The organism is Chryseobacterium sp. SIMBA_029 (genome assembly GCF_046535275.1).
Classification (GTDB): Bacteria; Bacteroidota; Bacteroidia; order Flavobacteriales; family Weeksellaceae; genus Chryseobacterium.
Window position 1 is genome coordinate 1 of sequence record NZ_JAWRXA010000867.1, and the last position, 235, is coordinate 235.

Below are 235 nucleotides of genomic sequence, written 5' to 3' on the forward strand. Positions count from 1 at the left end.
GTCGGACGCGGCCGTGGGAGTGTTGCGGCGGCAGCTCCCGAAGAAGCGCAAGCCCGAGCATGTCGAAAGCGTGTTCGTGTACCACGGCAAATCGGTCTACCAGACCGTGACGGCCGCGTGGAAAAAGGCGCTGAAGCGGGCCGGCATCCGTGACTGCCGATGGCACGATCTGCGCCACACCTGGGCAAGCTGGCATGTGCAGCGCGGTACGCCGTTGCAGGTGCTCAAGGAACTG

At 65.1% G+C, this 235-nt stretch carries 1 protein-coding gene; it reads left to right on the forward strand.

Features of this window, described 5'->3' with window-relative positions; translation table 11 throughout:
• Nucleotides 1-235 (forward strand): tyrosine-type recombinase/integrase (locus SB679_RS26340; protein ID WP_410705384.1); only part of this gene is annotated, 235 nt, incomplete at both ends.